Annotated in this window: 16 protein-coding genes; 2 read left to right on the top strand and 14 right to left on the bottom strand. The window is 56.7% G+C overall.

Features of this window, described 5'->3' with window-relative positions:
• The first annotated feature begins 114 nt into the window (after nucleotides 1–114).
• Nucleotides 115–567: an NfeD family protein gene (locus ACW4YW_RS07500; protein ID WP_457137009.1), complete on the top strand. Its 453-nt coding sequence runs from the start codon at nucleotides 115–117 to the stop codon at nucleotides 565–567.
• Between the two features lie 18 nt (nucleotides 568–585).
• The gene (locus ACW4YW_RS07495; RefSeq protein ID WP_457137008.1) at nucleotides 586–1431 is read left to right on the top strand and encodes an SPFH domain-containing protein; all 846 of its coding nucleotides are present in this window, start codon (nucleotides 586–588) and stop codon (nucleotides 1429–1431) included.
• Here ACW4YW_RS07495 and ACW4YW_RS07490 read toward each other — a convergent pair whose 3' ends face one another.
• The 14 genes from ACW4YW_RS07490 to ACW4YW_RS07425 all read right to left on the bottom strand — a co-directional run bounded on the left by ACW4YW_RS07490 (nucleotide 1432) and on the right by ACW4YW_RS07425 (nucleotide 16846).
• On the bottom strand, nucleotides 1432–2181 hold the full coding sequence (locus ACW4YW_RS07490; RefSeq protein ID WP_457137007.1) for a HesA/MoeB/ThiF family protein: 750 nt from the start codon (nucleotides 2179–2181) through the stop codon (nucleotides 1432–1434).
• Nucleotides 2178–2618: a PIN domain-containing protein gene (locus ACW4YW_RS07485; protein WP_457137006.1), complete on the bottom strand. Its 441-nt coding sequence runs from the start codon at nucleotides 2616–2618 to the stop codon at nucleotides 2178–2180. Before ACW4YW_RS07485 ends, ACW4YW_RS07490 begins: the two co-directional genes overlap by 4 nt.
• Nucleotides 2618–2866 (bottom strand): FitA-like ribbon-helix-helix domain-containing protein, encoded by a 249-nt coding sequence (locus ACW4YW_RS07480; RefSeq protein ID WP_457137005.1) that lies wholly within the window; start codon nucleotides 2864–2866, stop codon nucleotides 2618–2620. Before ACW4YW_RS07480 ends, ACW4YW_RS07485 begins: the two co-directional genes overlap by 1 nt.
• 70 nt (nucleotides 2867–2936) lie before the next feature.
• Nucleotides 2937–3752: a type II secretion system protein gene (locus ACW4YW_RS07475; protein WP_457137004.1), complete on the bottom strand. Its 816-nt coding sequence runs from the start codon at nucleotides 3750–3752 to the stop codon at nucleotides 2937–2939.
• A 2-nt stretch (nucleotides 3753–3754) separates the two neighbouring features.
• A complete protein-coding gene (locus tag ACW4YW_RS07470) occupies nucleotides 3755–5251 on the bottom strand; it encodes a hypothetical protein (protein WP_457137003.1) in 1497 nt (498 codons plus the stop codon).
• Nucleotides 5252–5260: 9 nt separating this feature from the next.
• Nucleotides 5261–5749 carry a hypothetical protein gene (locus ACW4YW_RS07465; RefSeq protein ID WP_457137002.1) on the bottom strand — a complete coding sequence of 163 codons (489 nt, stop codon included), beginning with the start codon at nucleotides 5747–5749 and terminating at the stop codon, nucleotides 5261–5263.
• Entirely contained in the window at nucleotides 5746–6360 is a 615-nt protein-coding gene (locus ACW4YW_RS07460) for a hypothetical protein (RefSeq protein WP_457137001.1), read from the bottom strand. The genes ACW4YW_RS07465 and ACW4YW_RS07460 overlap by 4 nt, the downstream gene beginning before the upstream one ends.
• Nucleotides 6357–7943, bottom strand: coding sequence for a hypothetical protein (locus tag ACW4YW_RS07455; RefSeq protein ID WP_457137000.1), 1587 nt, complete (start codon nucleotides 7941–7943; stop codon nucleotides 6357–6359). The genes ACW4YW_RS07460 and ACW4YW_RS07455 overlap by 4 nt, the downstream gene beginning before the upstream one ends.
• A gap of 2 nt (nucleotides 7944–7945) precedes the next feature.
• Nucleotides 7946–9151, bottom strand: coding sequence for a type II secretion system F family protein (locus ACW4YW_RS07450; protein ID WP_457136999.1), 1206 nt, complete (start codon nucleotides 9149–9151; stop codon nucleotides 7946–7948).
• 6 nt (nucleotides 9152–9157) lie between these two features.
• Nucleotides 9158–10861 (bottom strand): GspE/PulE family protein, encoded by a 1704-nt coding sequence (locus ACW4YW_RS07445; protein ID WP_457136998.1) that lies wholly within the window; start codon nucleotides 10859–10861, stop codon nucleotides 9158–9160.
• 72 nt (nucleotides 10862–10933) lie between these two features.
• Entirely contained in the window at nucleotides 10934–12121 is a 1188-nt protein-coding gene (locus ACW4YW_RS07440) for a tetratricopeptide repeat protein (RefSeq protein ID WP_457136997.1), read from the bottom strand.
• Nucleotides 12105–13901, bottom strand: a complete 1797-nt coding sequence (gene mshL, locus ACW4YW_RS07435) for a pilus (MSHA type) biogenesis protein MshL (protein WP_457136996.1) — start codon at nucleotides 13899–13901, stop codon at nucleotides 12105–12107. Before mshL ends, ACW4YW_RS07440 begins: the two co-directional genes overlap by 17 nt.
• A 138-nt stretch (nucleotides 13902–14039) precedes the next feature.
• On the bottom strand, nucleotides 14040–15395 hold the full coding sequence (locus ACW4YW_RS07430) for an ExeA family protein (RefSeq protein ID WP_457136995.1): 1356 nt from the start codon (nucleotides 15393–15395) through the stop codon (nucleotides 14040–14042).
• Complete coding sequence (locus ACW4YW_RS07425) at nucleotides 15395–16846, bottom strand: sigma-54-dependent transcriptional regulator (RefSeq protein ID WP_457136994.1); 1452 nt, start codon at nucleotides 16844–16846, stop codon at nucleotides 15395–15397. Before ACW4YW_RS07425 ends, ACW4YW_RS07430 begins: the two co-directional genes overlap by 1 nt.
• Between the last annotated feature and the right edge of the window lie 37 nt (nucleotides 16847–16883).

Below are 16883 nucleotides of genomic sequence, written 5' to 3'. Positions count from 1 at the left end.
CTTAAGCCCTAATGACAACTCGTGCTTAAAATTTCCCCCCCGTTGGGTGACCATATTGCAAGGGTAAAGTTCTGGTACGATGACGGACTAAACACTCAACGGGACACGATGAAGATGCTGGAACCGCTCTGGATATGGGGCATACTCGGATTAGCCCTGATCGCGCTGGAAATGCTCACGGGCACGCTGTACATACTCTGGTTCGGCATCGCAGCCCTGTGCCTGGCATTGCTCACCTACCTGCTCCCGGCATTGGGCACTGCCTGGCAATTATTGATCTTCGCTGCGCTGTCGCTGGGCTCACTCGCGGTCTGGAAGCAGTTCTACCGCCGCCAACAGGACGATTCCAGCATCGGGCAATCGCGCGGCGATGAAATCGGCCGCACCGGCATTATCACCGAGCCGGTCAGCCCAAGGCAGAACGGCCTCATCGAGTTCGCCCAGGGCGTGCTGGGAAGCCGGCAATGGGTCGCCATCGCCAACGAGGAAATCGAGGCTGGCGCCGAAGCTGTCGTCGTGGCGGTGGAAGGCAACCGCCTGCGCGTCAGCAAAAAAGCCGCGCAATAACATCAACGAGGAGAAAACATGTTCGAATTTGCATTTGTATTGATCGCAGCCGTCGCCGTCCTGGCATGGAAAGGCATCCGCATCGTGCCGCAGGGCGAGGAGTGGGTGGTGGAACGCCTGGGCAAGTTCAATGCCGTGATCACCCCCGGCCTGCACATCATCAACCCGATCTTCAGCAAGGTGACATACAAGGTCACCACCAAGGACATCATCCTCGACGTGCCCGAACAGGACGTCATCACCAAGGATAACGCCGTCATCCTCGCCAACGCCGTCGCCTTCATCAAGGTGACCAATATCGAACGCTCCGTCTACGGCATCGAGGATTTCCGCGAAGCCATGCGCAACATGGTACAGACCAACCTGCGCTCCATCATCGGCGGCATGGACCTCAACGAAGCCCTCACTTCGCGCGAGCGCATCAAGAGCGAACTGAAGAATGCCATTGCCGACGAAGCCGCCGACTGGGGACTCACGGTCAAGTCAGTCGAAATCCAGGACATCAAGCCATCCATGAACATGCAGAATGCCATGGAGCAGCAGGCCTCGGCAGAACGAGAGCGCGTCGCTGTGGTGACGCGTGCCGAGGGCGACAAGCAATCGCTTATCCTCAACGCCGAGGCAAGGCTGGAAGCGGCCCGCAAGGATGCGGAAGCGCAAAAGGTGGCCGCCGAGGCTTCTGCAGAATCGATCCGCCTGATTGCCGAAGCCGTGAAGCAGAACGACACCTCCGCCACTTTCTTGCTCGGCGACCGCTACATCCAGGCCCTGCAGCGCATGTCCAATGCCAACAACAGCAAGATCGTCGTGATGCCAGGAGACGTGGTCAGCGCTGTCAAGGCATTGGTGGGCGGCAGCAAGTAATTATTTAGGCTGGCAAACCGGGCAGGCAGGGTCTTTTGCCAGCTTGAGGCTGCGCCATTCCATATTGATGGTATCCAGCAACAGCAACCTGCCCTGCAAACTCTTGCCCAGGCCTAGCAACAGCTTCATCGTCTCCGCTGCCTGGGTGGTGCCTATCATTCCCACCAGCGGCGCAAACACCCCGTTCTCGGCACAACGCAGCCCTTCGTCGCCGCCGAGGTTGGGGAACAGGCAATGGTAGCAGGGGCTGTCTTCATGCCGCATGTCGAAGACCGTCACCTGCCCCTCGAACCCGATCGCGGCCCCTGACACCAACGGCTTGCGCAACTCTACGCACACTTGGTTCACGGCATAGCGCACCGTGAAGTTATCCGTGCAATCAACCACTGCATCAACCTCCTGCACCAGTTCGCGCAAGTTTGCCTCGTCCACGCGCTGCTGCAGGGGATTCACCGTCACTTCAGGATTGAGCGTCGCTATGGTTTCCGCAGCCGAGACCGCCTTGTTGCGCCCCACCGCGGCCGTGGTATGAATGATCTGCCGTTGCAGGTTGGTGAGGTCCACTTCGTCAAAATCGCATATCGTCAGCCTGCCCACGCCGCCGGCAGCAAGATAAAGCGCCACCGGGGAACCCAGCCCACCGGCCCCGATCACCAGGACATGGCTGTTGACAAGCTGCTCCTGCCCCTCGTAACTGATCTGCGGCAGGAGGATATGGCGGCTGTAGCGGAGAAGCTGGTTATCGTTCATGGAGAAGTCTGCCAGGGATTCACGAGTTGCAATCCCGACACATTAAGAAAATCCTTGGTGTTGCGAGTGGCGAGTACCAATTGATGACGCAAGGCAATCGCAGCGATCTGCGCATCTTCAGTCGTCATCACCACTCCCTTCAACTGTGACCCTGCCACCAGCAATGCATATTCCTGCGCGGCAACATGGTCGAAAGCCAGGCAAGCACCGGCAAAATCCTCCTCGAACATCTGGCTGACGGCTGTCGCCAAGGCGTGCTTGCGCTTGCCGTCGGGCAGCAAGGCCACACCCAGCAACATTTCCGCCTGCGTGATCGCACTTGTGTAAAGGTTCGCAACCGGTTGCCGGGCAAACCATGCCATCACCTCAGGGGCTGGCAGCGGACGCATCAACTCCGACAACACATTGGTATCAAGCAGAATCCCGCCCCGCACCATTATTCATCCATCGATGTCATACGTGCCGGCTGCCGCTGCGGAACCGGCAATGCGTCAATTTCAATCCCGGCAAACCGCTGGCGCACCCGCTCGGCAAAATTCACCTGCGGGTGGCCCACATCACTGACAGCCCGCAGCAAAATCTCCCTGGCTTCCTGCTCCATGGACCTGCCATGCGCCGCTGCCTGCAACCGCAATTTGCTTTTCACATCCTCATCCAGGTTCCTGATCGTCAAACTCGCCATCATGCCACCTCACAGAATGATTGCAATGCAATCATTGTAATCACCCGTGGAGCAATCCGCAAACTTCATGGCATTATGGCAATTGCCCGGCCTGGATCATGGCGTTGTAGAGGACGTAAGGGGAAATCCAGGTGACAATGTGATTAAAACTGCCATTGGGGTCATTGACACGAATATCATGACTGACAAAAACATTATCATTATTACGGTTAGCCTGCTCATCGGCACCACCTGTGGCTGCCCCAGCCAAAACCTGAGCGCCTGTGCTGCCTAATGAATAAACAACCGCGACAGCATTATTAATCAACGTCTGATTATTAGCAGGACATTGATCTGTAGGCACATTGGCACAAAGTACAACCAAATCTGGCCGCAAAGAAAGTACTGTCTTTCCATCAATAATTTCTGTCTTAGAAATCCCAATTCGCCCCAACTCTCCAGAAGTCGTAAAGTCAGGAGCATTTTTGATGCCAAATTCATTACCTGGGAAAATATCTAGTCCCTTAGGGTTATCAAACTGTGTTACAGCATAAAATATTGGATTACCCCAACCGTCTATAGCTTGCTTTCTATCATTAATGGGTTTAATTCCTAATGTTGTCGCAGGCAATAATCCAACTAGTCTTTCACATATCCCACCACCAACTGGAGACTCAACGCCTGCGCTTTCGTTGGTTGCAGGACAAGGCAACCGCCCGTTAGCTTGTGCAAAACCAATCAAGGCTTTTTGAGCAACCTCTAACTGGGTTTCTGTTTGACGTAAAAACCCAACTTCCCTTTGTGCAGTTACTGGCAACATTAATGCGGAAATCACAAAACCAAGAATGACCAGAACCACAGCCATTTCTACCAAAGAAAAACCACCATGCTTCTTATATCGAGATATCATTTTTATTGTTCCCAATGTATTGCAATAAAATCCGATATCTTTTCATCAAAATCTGGTAATTTTGCGCCACCAACCCCTACATTGTCCTTTCTCACAGTAACAAGTAGCCTGACATTTCTTAACCTTTCCCCTCGTTTGCGGGTGATAGTAAAGCACACTTCGCTACTACAATCTGTTCCTTTACGAAAAGCCGGTGATTCATTTATATCCGTATAATCAGACCACTTATTTTCGAAATACCAATTAGACACGGCTACTTGTTCATCACCCAAAATAACATCTGCAATGTCAATATTTAGAATTCCAGATGTTTCAGTAGGAAACATACTCCCAACCACTACATCATGATCCTCCTGATTTTTTTTAACTGTCTGAATGACAGCTTTTACTGTCCTAATCTTTTCATTTGTCTGAACTTGCTGAGTCTGGGTTTTATTCAACATTAATCCCAGATACGAGTCATCCAGGGGAATATTCAAATGAATTCCAGAATCTGATTCCGTCACCTCATCACATTCAAGCGAAAACTCCTTTCGTGTACAACGAAACTTCTTAGAGGTATCTAGATCGCTTACCGGTGGGTGACCCGTCGTAACGTAAGGTTTTGATATATTCCAAGTCAATTGGATGTCACGTAAATTGCAATCGCCAACTCGAATGCAATTGGCAATAACCCCATTAACAGGAAATTTTATATTCTTCGCTTCTCGTGCGACACGCTTTGCTAATCCTACAATCAATTCATCCACTGTAATATAAATTAATCGATCATTAAAACTATCACTCTCTGAAGCTTGGATAAAATCCTCATCATCAACCTGATAATTAGCATTTGAATAATCACCGAAAGTATCCAAATATGCTGAAGCGGGAGGAGTATCTGATGATCTATTTTGTCCTGATAGAGCTCTCCCTGGAGCAATAATTACTGCTGCCACACGATCTGACAGAATATTGCCTTGCCCATCTCGCACTATCATCCAAGGATACTTGTTGTTAGTTAGCAACCTTGGATTAATTATAGGGTTACTAGCAGGAGATACGTAGTTTCTCACTAAATTGCGAGATACTGCATACCATAAATTATTGCCATAGGCATCCTGATAATGTCCTATTCCAGGATAAATAAGGCATGGAGTAGTAGAAGGCAAAGATGGCAATTGACCAAGAAAGTTAGCTTCACCCTGTTGGTTCACTAAATCAAACGATGCATTAGAGCAATCGCTCCTGCCATCATAGTTAGGATTACTGGTTTCCCGCCTATCAGGCCATGGCATTTGGCCAGGTGTATCAGGATGCGTTACCGACCAAGCAATCAACGCCTCCTTCGCCTCCGCCAACGCCTTCATGGTCTTTTCTTCTTGCCGGGCCTTCATTTCAGCAGCATCGTAAGATCTCATCACCAATGCTGTGACTGCCAACCCGATAATGAACATGGCGAGCAACAACGCCGCCCCTCGTTGAGCACGGCAAGAATGGGGGTGATGAGCGGCGTGCATCAGTGCCTCCTACCGAATCACGCCCTGTTCAGCCGGGTTGGTCGCTGGCCCGGGTGCCGTCGTGTGTACGTTGCGCTCGATAATCTCTCCTGTGTCCGGGTTGAATATCTGTCCGGCCTTGAGGCGCACTTGTCGCCCGCTTTCATGAATAGTGAGAGGAATGCCCTGCTGGTTGACCTTGCCCACTTGCACCTGGCCATTGTTGCTGCCTTCCTGCAATGGCTGGTGATTGATCCAGACTGTGCCCTTGCCGCCGTCGCTGCGCTGTATATAGCCTTGGACGCTGAATTCTTGAGGCGTCAAATGGATGGGAACCTGTTCGGCATCGACCAGCGTTTCCGGTATCGGCTGTTGCTCCAGCAACTGGCCGCGCTGGCTTTGCCGCAACCTATCCAGGCTATCCCGCTCGGCAGGCGTGGTGAACAACCGGCCAAAGGATTCGGCCGCCGCACTGGTGTGGACGCACAGCAACAAGGACAACAGCAGGATTCTCATCATGGCGTGGCTCCTGGCGTGGATTCGCGCAAGGTCAGCCAGTCTATCTCGCAGGCAACCGACGCTACGGGCGCGAGCATGGTGGTAACAGCGATGCCGCTGCGCTCCATGGTGCAATCCCGCACCAGGAAAGGGGTGCTCTGGTTGCGCTTGAGGCCGTCCAGCAATACCAGCAGGTCGCCCTCGTGCAACAGCGGCAGCTCGAGCTTCATGATGGAGCGGTACAGGGTGAAGGGTGCCGTATTGCCGACGAAGCCCGGCTGGTAGGGCGCCTGTGCGCCGATGCTGTACTTGATGCCGAACAGGCGCTGGGATTGGTGGATATTGCGCAGGGCGTCCACCCACTCGATGCGGTGCTCCTCGCCGATAAAGCCCTGGCTGATCAGGCGTTGGTAGACTGGCAGGTAGCGGATGATGTTTTCGCGCTCCTGGTCCGAGGACAACAAGCGCGAGCGTGCCTGCATCAGCTGGCTCTGCTGTTGCTGCAGCCGTTGTCCGACCTCATCCCGGTAGGCCTGGGCATACGCCACGATGCCGATGGCAAAGACCAACGCCACCAGCAAGGCGACCAATGGCAACGCCAGCCTTTGCCAATCCTGCCGGTTCAGCTTCATGGCTGTACTCCTTCTGCAGGCGACTTCGCCTCAGGTTTTAACACCAACTTGAGCCTGAATACGGCTTTTTCGCTCCGCGCCGTACGCTCGTCGGTGGTGCTGCCCTGCAGGCTGGAGTAAGAGCTTACATTCACTGGCTGCTGTATCACGGTGGCCTCTTGCACGGCAGCGTCTGCCTTCAATGCTTCGGCAAAACGGTGCACCGTTTCCAGTGCCGCGCGGTAATCTCCATTAAAGCCACGGATTTCACCGGTCATAAACCCAATCTGGTATGCAATCTCTCCTGGGGCTGCGGATTGTGCCGGCTGGGTAGCAACGGCATTTGCCTCATCCTTGATGCCCAAGTCCTGGCTCACTACCCAGCGCAAGCGGCTCAATTGGATGTTGCCCATCTGGTCCATGACGGTGCCCAGCACCTGCATCATCCTGTCTGGTGTGGCCGCCTGCTTGATGATGGCGTCATACACGTTGGCAGCCACGTGCAAATCCATGCCTTGGATAGGCGTTGCCGGGAAGTTGTTGGCGATTTCGTTATAGCGTTGTTCCTGCTGGCGCGTTTCGACGGCCAGCGCGTTGAGCTGCTTCACGTCCTCGACCGCTTGCGCCAGGTACAGCAAGGTTAGCAGCAACCCCAGGACGGCGACGATCAACGCGGATAGCACCAGGCTCTTGCGCAGGAATTCCATCCTGTAGGTTTTGACCAGCGGCTCCGGCGCCAGGTTGTCCGGCCTGTGCCCGCGTGCGAGCAATTGCATATGCACCAGTTCGGGCAGCTGGCGCACTTGCTCCAACGGCAATCCACTGCTTTTTGCCAGTTTGGCCAAGTCGATATGTTCGCACTGCAGGCCCTGTTCTTGCTGGATATTGCGGCTGATCTGCTCAGCATCTTCAGCTGGTGTCAGTACCACCACACGCAACGAGGTATCGCGTGCAATCAGGCGCTGGCTTAACAGGTAGAGCCTGGCCTTGTCCGTTTCCACCAGGTGGAAGTACGAGATCTGCCGGTAGGCCTCTGACGGTATTTGCACCAGGCGGCTGAGGCGCAAGCGTCCCTGGTTGAGGTAGCTCTGGCGCAAGCCGGAGGATAGTTGCTCGCTGAGCAGGATATCGCCGGCCTTGAACTTGAGCTTGTGCAGCAACAGCTGGCTGACCATCGGCAGGCTATATACGCCGGCAAGCGGCACCTGCTGGCCAATGAGCGCGTCCAGCCAGGGTTGCAGCGATTCGGTATTGCTCAATGCCACGAAGAGGAAGCGGTCGTCGCGGCGCTTGTCGCGCTCGCGGCTGAGGAACTGCGCCGCCTTGAACGTATTGCCGCGGTATACCTGGTTGAGCTTGCGCTGCAACAGTTCCTTGCGCGAACGCCCCGAGGTATGGGGCAGGACTTCAAGGTGGAAATCCTCTTCCAGCGCATCCACCATGAGATAGGTCGGGATGTAATGATGGTGCATCAGGAATTCCGTGAATTCGAGATGCCCTTGCGGCTGGTTGTCGAATATCTCGATCCCGCGCAGACGGCCAAAACGCCAGCGGCCGGCAATCAGCCGGTCATGCGTTGCACAAAGGATGAGGCGTTCGAACATGGTTATAACTTGAGTTGGCTAAAGGAATCGTACACCGGACCGAGCACCGAGAACATGATCAGGGCCAGGATGGCGCCCAATATCACGGTCAATGCCGGCTCTATCATCTTGAGCAATTTTTCCACGGACTCATTGACGTCCCGGTCATAGAAATAACTGACGTTGAGCAACGCCTTGTCCAGCCCGCCGGTGCTCTCTCCGACGCGGATCATACGCACCACCAGCGGCGGGAACAGGCCGACGTTGCGGAAACTGTCGCTCATGCTCTCCCCGGCGTTGATCTGCTGCAAGGCACGGTTCAGTGCCTCCGCCACCACAAGGTTGTCCACGACCTCTTCGCAGCTGCGTATGCCGTCCAGCACGGGGATACCGGTCTGGTACATAAGCGCGAAATAGCGCGAGAAGCGCGCCAGGATGATTTTATTGAGGATATTCCCCGTCACCGGCAGGTGCAGCTTGATGAAGTCATAGCGGTAACGCGCTTCCGGGCTGCGATGGATGGCGGTGCCAAGTACGATAGCGGCCAACACCGGCAAGCCCAGCATCAGCCACCAGTAATCCACCACGGCGTTCGATACCGCGATCAATATCCGGGTCTGCAGCGGCAGCGCCTGGCCCATATTGCCCAGGAAGGACACCATCTGCGGCACCAGATAGGCCATGAGGAATATGACCGCCGCGACCACCACGACCAGCACGAACATGGGATATGCCAGCAACTTGCGCGTCTGCGCGATCAGCTCGTCCTGCCACTTGAGGGTATCGGCCAGGTGGCGGAAGATTTCCGGCAGGCGCCCGGTCTGTTCCCCCGCCCTGATCAGGCTGATGAAAACGCGGTTGAATACGTAAGGATGCTCGGCCAACGCCTGCGACAGCATCTTGCCGCCCTCCACCGACGACACCAGGGAGCCGATGATCTTCTGGAAATGCGGGTTGGTGGTGCTGTCCCGCAGATCCACCAGTCCCTCGAGCAATGGAACGCCTGCAGTCGTGAGTTGCTCGAGCTGGAAGCAGAAAATCACCAAGTCCTGCAAGCTGACCTTGCGACGGCTCAAGACTGAGGGCCGCAGGCTGGAAGGCCGGAACGTGATCAAGTCTAGGCCCACGCGTTTGAGGCGCAGTTCCAGGTCGATCTCGTTCAGGGCATCGATCTGGCCATGTGCCGCCTTGCCCGTTTGATCGACCGCCTTGTAGTTGAAGGTTGGCATGGCACTTTAACCGATGCGGCTGGTGAGATCGATCACCCGCATCACTTCGGACAGGCTGGTATGCCCCTCGACGATGCGCCGGATGCCGTCTTCCGCCAGGGTGACGAACCCCTTCTGCAAGGCCAGGTCGCGCATTTCGTCAAAATGCGCGCGGCGCGCCACCAGCGCATCCATCTCGCTATCCACCCGCAGCAGCTCCATGATGGCCATGCGCCCGCGGAAGCCGGTATAGCCGCATTGCTTGCAACCGGTGGCGCGGTGGATACGTAAGTCCGGGCGGATATTCTTGCCCAGCAGCTTGCGCTCTTCTTCATTCGGGGAATAGGCTTCCTTGCAGTGCTGGCATAGCACGCGCACCAGGCGCTGCGCCACCACGCCGATGATGTTGCCGGCCATGATGTCGGGCGAAATGCCGATATCGAGCAGGCGCGGGAACGTGCCCAGCGCAGAATTGGTATGCAGCGTGGTGAACACCTGGTGGCCGGTCATCGCGGCGCGGAACGCCATGGTGGCGGTGTCGGCATCCCGCACTTCGCCCACCAGGATAATGTCCGGGTCCTGGCGCATGATGGAACGGATGCCGTTGGCAAAATCCACCTTGTTCACTTCCGCCACCGAGGTCTGGCGCATCATGGTCACGGGATATTCGACCGGGTCTTCCAGGGTCATGATATTGACCCCCTCGGTATTGAGGAAGGAAAGCAACGAATACAGCGTCGTGGTTTTGCCGCTGCCGGTAGGCCCGGTGACGATGACGATGCCTTCGGGCCGCGTCATCATCAGTTGCAATTCGTCCAGCGCCTGATTCCGCAAGCCCATGCGCTCGAGCGGGATGATCGATTTCTCGCGGTCGAGCACGCGCAGCACGATGTTCTCGCCATGGATGGTGGGATGGCTGGCGACGCGGAAATCGATCGGCCTGCCGGACAGGTTCATGTTCAGGCGCCCGTCCTGCGGGGAACGCGTCTCGGCAATGTCCATGCCGCTGATCACCTTGAGGCGCACGGCAATGCCCGGCCAATAGGTCTTGTGCAGGCTGCGCACCTGCTGCAATACGCCGTCGATACGGTAGCGGATGCGCAAGAAGGCATATTCCGGCTCGAAATGGATATCCGACGCCCCGCGCTTCACCGCATCCATGAGCAAGGCGCCCACCAGGCGCACCACGGGCTGGGTGTACTCGTCGCCGCCCGCCTGCAGGCTTTGGTAGTCGATTTCCCCGGTCTCGATCTCGCGTAGGATGCCGTCGACCGACAGCTCGTAGCCATAGAACTGGTCGATGTAGTCCTCGAGCTGGGCCTCTGCGGCCAGCACCGGCTTGACCTGCACCTGGGCACCAACGGCGGCGCGCAACTGGTCCAACGCCACCACGTTGAACATATCGGACATCGCCACCGTCAACTGGCGCGTATTGGCATCGAAAGCCACGGGCAGGATATGGTAGCGGCGCGCAAATCCCTCCTGCACCATTTTCAGCGCCTCGGCGTCAGCCACCACTGTAGAAAGGTCGATACTCTCCTGGCCTATGGTATGCGCGACCAGGTCGCGCACCATCGCCTCGGTGACGAAGCCCAGGCGCACCAGCTGGCGCCCCAGGGGAATATTGCTCTGCTCCTGCTCCATGAGGGCGATGCGCAGCTGGTCCTGGCTGATCAGGCCCTGCTGTACCATTAGTTCCCCCAAGCGGAGCTTGCGACGTTGTTCTACCATGAATGATCTTGCATCCGTTATGTGTGGGCCCGGGCACGCCGGGCCATGAGCATATCCTACGAGCGGAAAGTGCTACTGAAGCTGGCGTATCCTGGCCGCCAGCTGCGCCTGGTTCACGCCTGGCGAATCCTTGCCGGCCAGCAACGCCTGGGCCTGCTGGTAATATTGCAACGCCAGGCTGGATTTTCCCAGCTGGTCGAGGCTCACCGCCAGGTTGAATACATATTCGGGATTGGCGGCATCGAGGTGATGCGCCTGGAAATAAGACTGTTGCGCCAACGGCCATTGCCCCTGGTCGGCATAATGGTTGCCCAGCGCGGCATGCAGGTAGGCTGCCTCCGGCTGCTGGCTGATGAGATTCTTGAGCCGGGTTTCGCTGCTCAGCGGATCGGCCTGCCCCTGCAAATCCAGCAATGCCGCCTGTGCCATGCCGTTGCGCGGCTCCACCTGCAGCACCTGCTGATACCAGCCCACCGCATCCTGCTGCCGGCCCTGACGCGCGGCAATCGCCGCCATGCCCAGCAACGCATCGATATTGCGCACGTCCGCCTGCAATGCCTGCCGGTAGGCCTGCTGCGCGGCGGCATCGTCGCCACGGTTGAATGCCTGGTAGGCATCGAGCACATGCTGGTTGACCGTGGCCGCCGGACGGTTACGGGTGACCAATATACGATCGTTCACAGGCTCTTTCGGCGGCTCGCCGAACACCTTGGGCAAGGCTGGTGCTTGTTGCTGGACATTGGCTCTAGCACTTGACGCACTGGTAACTGGTGCAGGCGACACAACCGTTTCCACCTGGGGCGGAAGCAAATTAGATCCCTCAGCCTCCACAGGCTCGGCAGCGGCCTCGTCCGGCATATCTTGCTCCTGCTCGCGGGCGTCCTGCGCGGTGTTCAACACGACAGGCTTGGGCACGATGACCTCGGGCTGGGTCAAGGAGCTTACGTACCAGAACACGCCGCCGCCCACCAGCAGCACCAGCAATAGCAACAAGAGCCCCTGGGTAAATGGCGACAACAGAGACTCCCGCTTGACCGCGCCAGACTTGGCGGCCAGCAACTGGGCAGCAGCGCGCTGCTGTGCGGCTGGCTCCGCGGCCGGCGCTGCGCCCGCCGTGGCTGCGGAAGGCTGGCTGGCCTCTCCTCCGTGCACAGGCTCGGCCGGTGCGATATCCAGCAAGAACTCCTCGATCTCAGCCTTTTCCAAAGGCTGCTGCTTGGCCTGTTCCGCTTTTTGCAATGCGCTAATTAACAGACTCATTAATCAACCTTTGCAATTGCTGGGCGGGCAGGTACTGCTTGTACGAACTCAGCTCCTCGCTCTCCAGGCTGGCGTTCTGGACCACGATGGGCCGCAGGAAAATGACGAGCTCGGTCTTCACGTTGAAATTGCTGCGCGCGGTGAACAGCTTGCCCACCAGCGGCACCTTGGCGAGACCTGGCACTTTGTCTGTGGCTTGCTGAATATTGTCTTGCATGAGCCCACCAAGGACAGCCGTGTTGCCACTATTAATTCTCAGCATGGACTCAAATTCACGTACCTGAATTTGAGGAATTTCACTAATAATTCTTGTATCCCCAACCATCAGTTGCGGATTGGGATCCTCCACATAGCGCAATACTCGTGAAATAGTGGGCCGAATATTAATATTAACCGCACCATTATCATTAATTTGTGGTGTCACACTCATCACTACACCCACTGGTACAGTATTAGGCGTTGTAGTCACGGACTGTAGATTAGTAGAGCCTTGCCCCACGCCTTGAGAAACTTGAGACTGAATCGTAAAGTACACTAGGTTATCCACGACCTTCATGACTGCCGTCTGGTTGTTCAAAACCATCAATTTAGGGCTAGAGAGCACCTTGGTATCGCCAAATCTCTGCAATAGCCGTAGATTGAACTCCACGCTGCTGTTATCACTAGAATATCCAATACTAAAAGGCAGAGTTGTACCCGCTGTCCCCGCAACGCCTGCTGGAGTCAACACTGTACTCAGCCCCAATTGGTTAGTCATGTTGAACCCATTACCCAGTTTTTCCCAATCAATACCAGCCTGATAGGTGTCGTTCAATGTAACTTCCACAATGGAAGCCTCGATCAACACCTGGCGTTTGGCACTGTTCATGACCTTATCAAGGAATTCCTGCACCTTCTCATGCTGGCGATGGGTGGCGCGCACGCTGATAATGCCCGTCTCCGGGCTGGCGATCACCGTCGCCGCAAACAACGTCCTGTATTCCGTTCGGGCATCCTCGCGCTCTTGCGTGGCGTTACGCGGCGCAGGGGCCTGTTGCTGGGCTGCCGCTCCATCCCCCGACTCTGCAGCCGGCGGTTCCGCTGACTGCGATGCTGCCGCAGTGCCGGTACGGGTGATGATGACTTCCTTGTCGGTTTCGGCAAGGATGTCCTTGAGGTTCTGGATCAGGGTTTCCCAGAAATGATTGGTCGCCACGCTATTCACTGCGGTACGCGAGCTATTTGCCGCCCCTGTTCCCGTACCGGAAGACGTACTAGTGCCGGAAGTACCGCCGGCGCCGCTCGTGGTGGATGCGCTGCGCCCGGTACTGGCAATCTCTGCCGCCGCACCGATGAAGCCGGTGGTATCACGCGACATGTTTACATAATCCACCTTGTAGCTGCGCAGCACCGGCATATCCGGCGTAATGCTCAGCACATTGCCGTCCACGCGATAGGTGAGGTCGACCTGTTTCGCCAGGCGCTCCAGGATGGCGGGCAGGGTCTGGTCGACGGCATTAAGCGTTGCGCGCCCCTGGATGGCGGGATGGATGTCGATATTCAGCTTGCTTTCGCGCGCCAGGGCAAAGAGGATTTCCTTGACCGGCACATCGTTGACCACCACGCTATAGGTCTGCTCCTTGGCCCTGGGCTTGGGCGGCGGCAGGTAATTGCCGCTCTTGACCGGCTTGGGAATATCGGCGGCAGCCGGTGCGGCTGAGGGTTGTTCTTCGATGTGGCCGGTGGAAGGGGAAACCGTGGATTGATGGGCGCAACTCGCCAAGCCAAGCACACATGGCACGATCAGAATGCTGGCAATTTTTGGCAAATGGCCTGACAAAGCGTAACTCCCCTCAGCTGATGATTTCTATTTCCGGGATTTATCCCATAATCAGTATACGATTGCAAATTAAGATCGCAATTACATGACGGCAACAAGTTATTGATGTTGCACCAGTTCTTCCCTGATGCCGGCAATAGTCCGCAAGCGTGCGCCGGTTTGCAGCGCTTCCGGCAACAACTTGAGCTCCGCCAAGGCATCCTGGCGGTTTCCATATGCGCCATACAATATGATAACGCTGCCTTCGTCGTTAACTTTAGTTTTCACGGCATGCAGATCATCCAGCACCAGCTGGGCCAATAATGGCTGCAGCCGTTCCTCCAGGCCGGTTTCCGCAGGATCGCGTGCCAGCTCTATCGTGATGTATTCCGGCGGAATACTGCCGAGCCAGGCTAACGTCGCCTCTTCACGCTGCTCCATCAACTGCATGACGTCGGGCGTGTCTGGCTTATTCTTATTTTCTATATTCTCCACCAAGCGGTTTTCCACCGGGCCCTGTTCCGCCTCGGCCTGCGCTACCGCGTCAGGCGCAACGGGCAGCGCCAGCATTCCCTGCCTCCAGGCGAATGCTGCGATAGCGGCAACGACAAGGACTGCGCCCGCTAAAGCCAGACCTGCCCAGCGTCCTGAAGGACGTTGAATTTCGCTGGCAAACTCGCTATCCCGGATCGCAGCCGCAACGTGCCTGGGAGTTACCTGGTAAGTATTGGCCGCAAATGCCGCCAGCAAGGATTTATCCGCCAGGATATTGACCCGGCGTACCAAGCCCTGCGCCATGGCCGCCAATTGCCTGACAGCACGCTTGGTAAACAATGGTGGCCCGTAATATCCGGCAGCCCGGAGGCGGAACGTCAGGTATTCGGCAATTTCATCCTGGTTCAACGGGCCAAGATAAAAGCTATGGGTAATGCGCTCCTTAAGTTGGCGGATTTCGCGCCGGTTCAAGTTGTCATCCAGCTCGGGCTGGCCGAACAGCACAATTTGCAGGAGTTTGTCGTGGCGGGTTTCCAGGTTGGTCAGCAAGCGGATTTCCTCCAGCGTCGCCAAGGGCATGCCTTGCGCCTCCTCCACGAACACCACCACCTGGCGCTTGGCCTCGTGCTTTTCCAGTAATGCCTGTTGCAGCCGCTGCATCACCTCCAGCCTGCCCAGGCCGGCGGGAAGATCGAGCCGCAGCTCCAGCGCAATCGCATGCAGCACGTCCTCGGGCGCCATGCTGGGATTGGCCAGGTAGACGTTGTCCACATGGTCCGGCAGCTGCGTTTGCAGCATGCGGCACAACATGGTCTTGCCGCTGCCTACCTCGCCTACTACCTTGACTATCCCTTCGCCATGCAGGATGGCATAGCGCAACGCTTCCAGCACTGCGCCGCGATTGCCGCCGGGAAAGAAAAAGTCGGTATTGGGGGTGATCTTGAACGGCGGCTGTTTCAGGCCAAAGTGCGCGTAATACACTATTCGCCTTTGTAATCCTGCTGCAACTGGATGCGGCTGTAGAGCGTCGTGCGGTTGATGCCCAGCAGTTTGGCCGCCTGGCTCAGGTTGCCGTGGGTGATTTTCATCGCGGCATCGACATACGCCCGCTCCCAGGACTTCAGCACCTGGTCCAGGTTGACATTGGCCTGCGTTTGCAAATGCTTGTGCGCCTGGCTTGCCATGGCGTTTTCGTCCGCCATCAACGGCGCTTCGGCGCCATTGCCGGCTGCCGGGCCCAGGCCGGTATGCATCAGGTCCAGCTCAGAGGCCAGTTGTGCATCGGTCACGACCTGGCCGGAATATTTGGCCACCAGCCGGATAATAATGTTGCGCAGCTCACGCACATTGCCCGGGAAGTGATAGTCCAGCCAGCGCTGCTTGGCCTGCTCATCCAGGGCAAAGGTTTTCTGCCCGGTTTCACGCGCATAGAACTGGTTGAAATGCTCCAGCAACACGTAGCGATCCTGTTCCAGGTCCCGTAACGGCGGCACACGCACTGAAAACACGCTCAGGCGGTGGTAAAGGTCGATGCGGAAATGGCCGGCGCGGACTTCTTCGCGCAAGTCGCGATTCGTCGCTGCCACAATGCGCGCACGGCTGCGGCGAGTCTGGGTTTCACCTATGCGCTGGTACTCGCCGTTTTCCAAGACTCTTAGCAGCTTGGCCTGCAACTCCAGCGGCAGCTCGCCCACTTCATCAAGAAACAACGTGCCTTCGCCGGCATCCTCGAAATAACCGCTATGCGCGTTCGCCGCCCCCGTGAACGACCCCTTGCCATGGCCGAACAGGATGGACTCGGCAAGATTCGGTGAAATCGCGGCACAATTCAGGGAAAGGTAAGGCTGTTGCGAACGACGGCTGAAACGGTGCAGGCAGTTAGCGACCAATTCCTTGCCGCTGCCGGATTCTCCTTCTATCAGCACAGGAAACGGCGCATCCGCAAACTGCGTAATCTGCGTGCGCAACGTCTGCATTGGCAGGCTGCCGCCGAGCAGTCCCCACCCGTCCTCGGCGCTTGCCGTCTCGCTGAGTTCGGCATCCTGCAGCTTCAAGGCATTGTGTAGCAATTGGCGCAAGCGCTCGACATCGCAAGGCTTGGGGATAAAGTCCACGGCCCCCAAGGCCAGGGCATGCTTGACATTGGCCTCTTCATTCTGGCCCGACAGCACGAGGATTTTCATGGTGGGCGCATGCGCGAGCAATTCGCCGATCACCTTGAAACCCTCGTCAGGCTTGTGAGGCACCGGCGGCAGTCCAAGATCCACCAACGCGAGTGGCGGCGGGTTTTCAAGCTGGCGCAACAGGCTCCTGGCCTGCATGCGCGACTCGGCGACATAGACTTCGAAATCCTTGCCCAGCAGGAAATGCAAGGTATCGGTGATCAAGGGATCATCGTCAATAATGATCAGCGCAGGAAGCTGTGCAACCATCAGAACGGCTTTCCGTGAATCATGCGGGGGGAGAAAT

The sequence above is a fragment of the Methylobacillus pratensis genome (genome assembly GCF_054072455.1).
The sequence above is the reverse complement of the archived record's forward strand: the minus strand, read 5'-3'. Positions and strand labels throughout refer to the sequence as shown.

Excerpts from the sequence above, each read along its gene's own strand:
- ACW4YW_RS07450 (WP_457136999.1), bottom strand. The coding sequence starts at position 9,151 with ATGCCAACCTTCAACTACAAGGCGGTCGATCAAACGGGCAAGGCGGCA.
- ACW4YW_RS07495 (WP_457137008.1), top strand. The coding sequence starts at position 586 with ATGTTCGAATTTGCATTTGTATTGATCGCAGCCGTCGCCGTCCTGGCA.
- ACW4YW_RS07445 (WP_457136998.1), bottom strand. The coding sequence starts at position 10,861 with ATGGTAGAACAACGTCGCAAGCTCCGCTTGGGGGAACTAATGGTACAG.
- ACW4YW_RS07475 (WP_457137004.1), bottom strand. The coding sequence starts at position 3,752 with ATGATATCTCGATATAAGAAGCATGGTGGTTTTTCTTTGGTAGAAATG.
- ACW4YW_RS07425 (WP_457136994.1), bottom strand. The coding sequence starts at position 16,846 with ATGGTTGCACAGCTTCCTGCGCTGATCATTATTGACGATGATCCCTTG.
- ACW4YW_RS07470 (WP_457137003.1), bottom strand. The coding sequence starts at position 5,251 with ATGCACGCCGCTCATCACCCCCATTCTTGCCGTGCTCAACGAGGGGCG.
- ACW4YW_RS07465 (WP_457137002.1), bottom strand. The coding sequence starts at position 5,749 with ATGATGAGAATCCTGCTGTTGTCCTTGTTGCTGTGCGTCCACACCAGT.
- ACW4YW_RS07490 (WP_457137007.1), bottom strand. The coding sequence starts at position 2,181 with ATGAACGATAACCAGCTTCTCCGCTACAGCCGCCATATCCTCCTGCCG.
- ACW4YW_RS07485 (WP_457137006.1), bottom strand. The coding sequence starts at position 2,618 with ATGGTGCGGGGCGGGATTCTGCTTGATACCAATGTGTTGTCGGAGTTG.
- ACW4YW_RS07500 (WP_457137009.1), top strand. The coding sequence starts at position 115 with ATGCTGGAACCGCTCTGGATATGGGGCATACTCGGATTAGCCCTGATC.
- ACW4YW_RS07455 (WP_457137000.1), bottom strand. The coding sequence starts at position 7,943 with ATGTTCGAACGCCTCATCCTTTGTGCAACGCATGACCGGCTGATTGCC.
- ACW4YW_RS07480 (WP_457137005.1), bottom strand. The coding sequence starts at position 2,866 with ATGATGGCGAGTTTGACGATCAGGAACCTGGATGAGGATGTGAAAAGC.
- ACW4YW_RS07440 (WP_457136997.1), bottom strand. The coding sequence starts at position 12,121 with ATGAGTCTGTTAATTAGCGCATTGCAAAAAGCGGAACAGGCCAAGCAG.
- ACW4YW_RS07460 (WP_457137001.1), bottom strand. The coding sequence starts at position 6,360 with ATGAAGCTGAACCGGCAGGATTGGCAAAGGCTGGCGTTGCCATTGGTC.